Genomic DNA, 5,707 nt, shown 5'->3' with positions numbered 1-5,707 from the left:
CCGCAGGGTCGAACTGCTCGTCGATGAGCTGGCCGTTCTTCTCGAAGCGGCCTGCCCAGAAGCGGCGGGCGTCGTTCGGCTGCCGCTCGTCATGCATTTTGGCAAAGATGAGATAGAGGAACTGCCAAAAGGCCGCGTCCTTCGGCATTCCCTCGTTACCATGGATGAAATTGTGGCATCGCCGGAAGGCCGTGCGCAGCATCTCGGGATCAGCGCGACGCAGCCTGGCGTGCGACGCGACGTCTCGCGTGCCGATGGACTCATCGGAGAGCGGCCAGTCGCCGATAGGCTTGAACTTCACGTCGAAGCGCGTGCGCTCAACACGGAAAAAGAAGAACTCGAGGCCGTTGGTCCAAAGGCCGTACTTGCAGTTCTCGCAGGCCGCCATCGCGGCTTTAAGCACGTCGAGGTCCTTCGCTGCCTGCTCGTGGTCGCGCATTTTATATGCGCCTCTGTCCCCGAGCTTCAGCTCCTTCTGGCACACGACGAGTCGGCGGACGTTCTTGGGCGTGTGCTCGGAACCCGGCTCGAAGATCGCGATGTCGATCTTCTTGTTAGCGCCGTCGACCTTCACTTTGAAGTCCGGCTCCATATCGTCGACCGAAATGCCGTACTCATGGAACAGAGCGCGGGCAATGCGTTGGCGAACACGCTCCTTGTCGTTCTCTGCGACGGGCTTGCCCGTGATGTAATCAAAGATCTTCCCGTCCTCGATCGCGTTGATCTCGTCGGTCGACGCGCCATTGACCTCGGCCGTCGTCACCGCCTCCGACTTCGTTACCCTCCTTGGCTTAGCCATGCTTGCGTTCCTTCTCACTAAGCTCGTCGGAAAACGAAGCCGCGCCGCCGTCGCGCACCCAGGTGTCGACCTCCTCGCGCTTGAATTGCCAGAAGCGACCGACTTCGTGGCCAGGCATCTCTTTCGAGTGTGACCACGTGTAGACCGTGTCCTTGGTCATCCGGAGGTCCGAGGCGATCTCATCGGCTGACAGCCACCTATCACTCATGAAAGTCCCTCCGACCGACTAAGTTGATCGCGCCACAAACCTACCATCGCAGCTATTAAGGTCCCTTTATCCTGTTAGAGTGGAGTTACGCCAGCCCCTAGAGGCCACGTCCGGTGCTTACGCGCCGGGCTCTGTTTGGATCCCGGCCGCCGTTGGGGGGCAGAGCCTTTGTATCGTTGAAAATCGGAAGCGCGTTGAGTCGATTCGTATCATTTTCGGCGTGCGATCTGGCGGTGGTGACTGAGCATTCGTATGTCGGCTTGTGGCGCATGCCGTTTAGCCGCAGACAGGGTCGCACGCGCTCTCCCTCTCTTTTCGAGTAGTCGAAGCATTGAACCGTGCGCTTCCGACCAGATGGATAGAATGTAGGAGGGTGCTGCCGACATCCTTGGTTCCCTCCCTGAGATGGCCGTCCGAGGAAGCGGTTCAAAAGACTGCGGGCTTTTGACCGGCCCCCAAGATATGGCTGCAACCATGCACAGCATCTTCACGGCAACAAACCTGGATTTCAGCGGAGCGTTGCAAAAAGCCTTGGTGGCCGCAGGGCTTGACGAGGACGGTCTCGCTGAAAAAGACGTCCGTCCCAAAGCCGTGGCTGCGACAAGTGGCGACACCCGATAGTGTCGCTGAAGTGGATTTGCCTGCAATCGAGCGGATTGCAAATGCGCTGAAAGCGCCGCTCCCGATCTTTGCCGGCAAGGCCGTAGAGAACCTTTTGGCACGCAAATTCGCTACCTAGTCATCTCACCTTTCAAACTGCTTGGCATCCGCGGCACGAGTAGCCCTCTGCCGTCATCGAGACATGGGCATTACGGCTGGCCGACGTGGCATTGCCGCCGACCACTTCGAACTTGTCGCATCCTTGGCTCTATGGGGCGGCCAAAAGTAGTCCACAGCAATTTCATTGAAAGGTCACCTAGGTTGACCCACATCGACATCGCGTCGGATGTCCCCTCCATTCGTCCGGCGCGTTCCCCCTGGAGGCTTCAAGCCTTTATACTTGGCTGGCTCAACAGTCCGACCTTTTCTTTTGCCCCATCGTTCGGTGGCCTACGCATGGGTTATGGTGCGCATTCGCACAGTCCCGCTCGACAAGAATTATGACCAGTCAGGATCATCAAATGGCAAATCCTCCACGCCGACCCACAAATCCGATGGCAGCCGCCGAAGCCGCCTTCAAGCCAATCAAGAAGCCGGCGGCGCCGGTTCGCGAACCGTCGGTTGCTCCAAATGTCAGAGAACTTGTTTCGATCAGGATCGATAGAGCCGTGCTGGAGCATTTCCCGCAAGATGGGCCGGGCTGGCAGGATCGTATCAACGATACTTTGCGGCGTACAAACTTCAAGGAACCGAACAATGCCGAGCACGAACGATCAGACGACTATTGATCGTGCACAGCGTTTATACGCCACGCAGAAAGAGGCGAAAAGAAGCGTAAGTGATTGCGCACTTTCTGGGCAACCAACACTCCCTAGTTATTTCTTGTCGAGCCGCGGTGAAACCTCCTTATGCTCCGTGGCTGGAGACTCCGAATGGCATTTCGATTCCTACATACGGCCGATATTCATCTCGACTCGCCGTTGCGTTCGCTAGCGCTGCGAAACTCTGATCTTGCCGAACTCGTCGGAGACGCCAGTCGCCAGGCGTTTGTCGCAATAGTGGATCTCTGCCTTGCCGAGCGCGTCGATGCGCTCGTCATTGCCGGCGATCTTTATGATGGCGATCAGACTTCGATGAAAACGGCGCGGTTCCTGGCATCGCAGATGACGCGTCTTCACCAGGCCGGCATCAAAGTTTTCAAGATCCGCGGAAATCACGACGCAATGTCGCGTATATCGAAACAACTCGTGTTTCCGGACACGGTAACGATCTTCGGCGGCCGTCCCCAGTCCGTGCTCCAAACAGCCGGAGGGCTGGACGTGATATTCCATGGATTGAGTTTCGCGAGCCCCAAGGCACCAGAAAGTCTGCTCGCCAAATATACAGCTGCCCGTGAAGGAGCGGTCAACGTCGGCATCATGCACACCAGTTTGGCTGGATCGCCCGGTCACGACGTCTACGCCCCTTGCAGCGTTGCTGACTTGCACGGCCATGGTTTTGACTATTGGGCGCTCGGGCACATCCACGTCCGGAAAGTCCATCCTGGAGCGAGCACGGTGGTGATGCCAGGAATGCCGCAAGGCAGGGACATTAACGAAGCCGGAGAAAAATCCGTCACTCTGGTCACGATACGAGACGACCGTTCCGTCGAGGTCGAGGAAAGGCTGACGAGTGTCGCGCAATTCGAGCGGGTGAACGTCGACTTAACTGCAACGATGGAATGGTCTGAAGTCGTCGGACGAATCCGATCCGCGCTCGCAGATATCCGGGCTTCCGTCAGATCCCGGCATGTTGTGGTCCGTCTCGGTCTGAGCGGGGCGTCGCCTTTGTCGTGGGCGCTAATCCGCGACAGGGATCTGCTGCTGGCCGAAGCCGAGCAGGCAGCCGAACAGGCAGGCGACACATGGGTGGAAAAGCTCGAGCTGGGCCTTGCTCCGCCCAGGACGGAAACATCCGAGGGCGTCGCGGATCCGATTTTCGAACTCGCCGAATCCATGCGTGCCGATGCGAGCTCGGAAGCCTTCCGTGCCGAAGCGAGGGAACTGGTCCTGAAGATGGTTGCGGATCTTCCGCCCGACGGGCGCGACTTCGCCGGAAAGGACGAGGCCGCGCTGGAGTTATTCCTCGACAGGGTTCTTGCCAGCGGCGCTGACCTGGTCACGGCCCGCCTCAAGACAGGTGGAGCGCAATGAGGCTCCGGCGCCTTGATCTCATTCGTTATGGAAAGTTCACCGACAGGACGCTCGAGTTCGGACCAAAACCGGATTCCGGGCCCGACTTGCATATCGTGTTCGGGCTGAACGAGGCCGGCAAGTCGACCGCGCTTTCCGGCTATCTGGACTTGCTGTTCGGGATTGAAGAACGCAGCCGCTACAATTTCCTGCATGAGTACAGCGCGATGCGCATCGGCGGCGTGCTCGAATTCGGGCGAGAGGGGCATACGTTCTCACGCACGAAACAGCGCAACAACTCGTTGTTGAACGCAATGGGCCAACCGGTCAGCGAAGTGGCAATTTTGGCTCATCTCGCAGGTCTGTCCCGGGAGGCATATGGCACCATGTTCTCGTTGGACGACGAGACGCTTGAAGCAGGCGGAAAGTCGATACTGGAGTCGCGTGGAGACCTGGGCAAGCTCCTGTTCACGGCCAGCGCCGGTCTTGGGCATGCGAGTGACACATTGAGCGCGCTCGAGGCAGAAGCGGACGGGCTCTATCGGAAGCAGGCACACGGAACCGAACTTGCGCTTCTCAAGAAGCGACTTGCGGAACTGAAGTCCCGGAAGGATGCGATCGACACATTGGCTTCGACCTTCGAGACCCTTGAGGCCGATCGTCTTGACGCGACGGAAAAATACGATCGCAGCATCACCGAACGGTCGGTGCTGTCGGCCAGGCTCGATTCCATTGCGAAGTATTTACGCGCAGTCCCGATCCTCGCGGATATCCGACGTAAGACAGCCCAGCTGGCTGAATTGCCTGACATCGCTTCACCGCCAAGGACTTGGACAGGTAGTGTCGCCGAAATGATCGATGAGGACGCCAGCCTGAGAACTCGGCTGTCAGCGAACGTTGATGAAGTCGAGCGAGTGACGACGAAAATCGCATCGGTCGAGGTGGACGAGGTGATCCTTGCCATCTCCGAGCGGGTTCGCGGACTGACGGATCGCAAGGTGCGCTATATCTCGGCGGGCTTGGACTTGCCCAATCGTAAGACGGACCTCCAAATACTCGATAACGCCGTGGCGACCTGCCTTGCCGCTCTGGGAAGGTCCTCCGAGCCAGAGCCTGCCGCGCTGCTTTTGCCTGCTGCCATTGTTGGTGCTGTTCGCAATATGGTGGAGCAGCGATCCGGTATCGCTACCAGTGTGCGCGTCGCCCGAGACGAAGCCGCGGCAGCCCTGGATGCGCTTCAGACGGCACGTGAGCGGGTCGGGGAAGAAAGGGCCGTGCCCGAACCAGCCAGGGCAAGGCTGACCTCGGCTTTGTCTAAAGCGAGGGGTAGTGGACACCTACGGGAAATCAAGACGGCACGTGAGGCGGAGGACGAGAGCGGAATTCGATGGGAGGCGGCAGTCCGGCGCCTGCATCCCTGGTCCGGAGATGCCCAGGCGTTGGCCAAGATCTCAGTTCCGAGCGCCCGGCAGGTTGGTGCATGGAAAACTCGCTCAGCAGAGCTTAGGACGAGCAGGGCGGTCCTTTCCGAACGTCTTGCCGAATACCAGGGCAATCACGAGTTGCTCTCGGCGCGGCTGGACGCCCTTCGCGCCTCGGTCGACGTAACTGACGATGAAGCCGCCGCCATCCGGCATGCCCGGGACGAGGCTTGGACAAGGCATCGAGATGACCTCCTTGGCGCAACAGCGGACGATTTCGCAGTAGCGTTGGCGCGTGACGACAGTATTGGAGCAGTTCGTCTGGCCAATGCGCGGGAGCTCGCCGAGATTCGAACCACGAACCGCAGCCTTGCCGAAACCGCTGCCGTCATCTCGCGTGCGAGCGCCCAACTTTCCCAGATCGAATTGGACGTGGAAGCAGCACTGTCGGAAATCCGCGTATCGGCAAGAGATCTTCTCGGAGATAGCCTGGAATCTTCGCCTGAAC

6 protein-coding genes are annotated in these 5,707 nt (G+C 59.1%); 4 read left to right on the top strand and 2 right to left on the bottom strand.

Features of this window, described 5'->3' with window-relative positions; translation table 11 throughout:
- Both EOA78_RS34860 and EOA78_RS34855 read right to left on the bottom strand, forming a co-directional pair.
- A partial coding sequence (locus tag EOA78_RS34860) for a type I restriction enzyme HsdR N-terminal domain-containing protein (RefSeq protein ID WP_164784102.1) occupies window positions 1-799 on the bottom strand: 799 nt, incomplete at its 3' end.
- Window positions 792-1,007, bottom strand: coding sequence for an excisionase family DNA-binding protein (locus EOA78_RS34855; protein ID WP_127320196.1), 216 nt, complete (start codon window positions 1,005-1,007; stop codon window positions 792-794). The genes EOA78_RS34855 and EOA78_RS34860, both read right to left, overlap by 8 nt.
- A gap of 474 nt (window positions 1,008-1,481) precedes the next feature.
- Here EOA78_RS34855 and EOA78_RS36345 point away from each other — a divergent pair, with 474 nt between their 5' ends.
- The 4 genes from EOA78_RS36345 to EOA78_RS34840 form a co-directional block, all read left to right on the top strand.
- Window positions 1,482-1,628, top strand: a complete 147-nt coding sequence (locus EOA78_RS36345; RefSeq protein WP_164784101.1) for a hypothetical protein — start codon at window positions 1,482-1,484, stop codon at window positions 1,626-1,628.
- 500 nt (window positions 1,629-2,128) lie between these two features.
- The gene (locus EOA78_RS34850) at window positions 2,129-2,395 is read left to right on the top strand and encodes a BrnA antitoxin family protein (protein ID WP_127320194.1); all 267 of its coding nucleotides are present in this window, start codon (window positions 2,129-2,131) and stop codon (window positions 2,393-2,395) included.
- Between the two features lie 144 nt (window positions 2,396-2,539).
- A complete protein-coding gene (locus EOA78_RS34845; protein WP_127320198.1) occupies window positions 2,540-3,799 on the top strand; it encodes a DNA repair exonuclease in 1,260 nt (419 codons plus the stop codon).
- Window positions 3,796-5,707, top strand: a 1,912-nt coding sequence (locus tag EOA78_RS34840; RefSeq protein ID WP_164784100.1) for an AAA family ATPase, incomplete at its 3' end; no start/stop codon positions are given. The genes EOA78_RS34845 and EOA78_RS34840, both read left to right, overlap by 4 nt.

The sequence above is a fragment of the Mesorhizobium sp. M5C.F.Cr.IN.023.01.1.1 genome, from assembly GCF_003997585.1.
GTDB classification, from domain to species: domain Bacteria; phylum Pseudomonadota; class Alphaproteobacteria; order Rhizobiales; family Rhizobiaceae; genus Mesorhizobium; species Mesorhizobium wenxiniae.
Note: the sequence above shows the minus strand (reverse complement) of the source record. Positions and strands in the feature narration are given on the sequence as shown.

Coding starts and splice junctions, on each gene's coding strand:
- EOA78_RS34855 (WP_127320196.1), bottom strand. CDS start 1,007: ATGAGTGATAGGTGGCTGTCAGCCGATGAGATCGCCTCGGACCTCCGG.
- EOA78_RS36345 (WP_164784101.1), top strand. CDS start 1,482: ATGCACAGCATCTTCACGGCAACAAACCTGGATTTCAGCGGAGCGTTG.
- EOA78_RS34850 (WP_127320194.1), top strand. CDS start 2,129: ATGGCAAATCCTCCACGCCGACCCACAAATCCGATGGCAGCCGCCGAA.
- EOA78_RS34845 (WP_127320198.1), top strand. CDS start 2,540: ATGGCATTTCGATTCCTACATACGGCCGATATTCATCTCGACTCGCCG.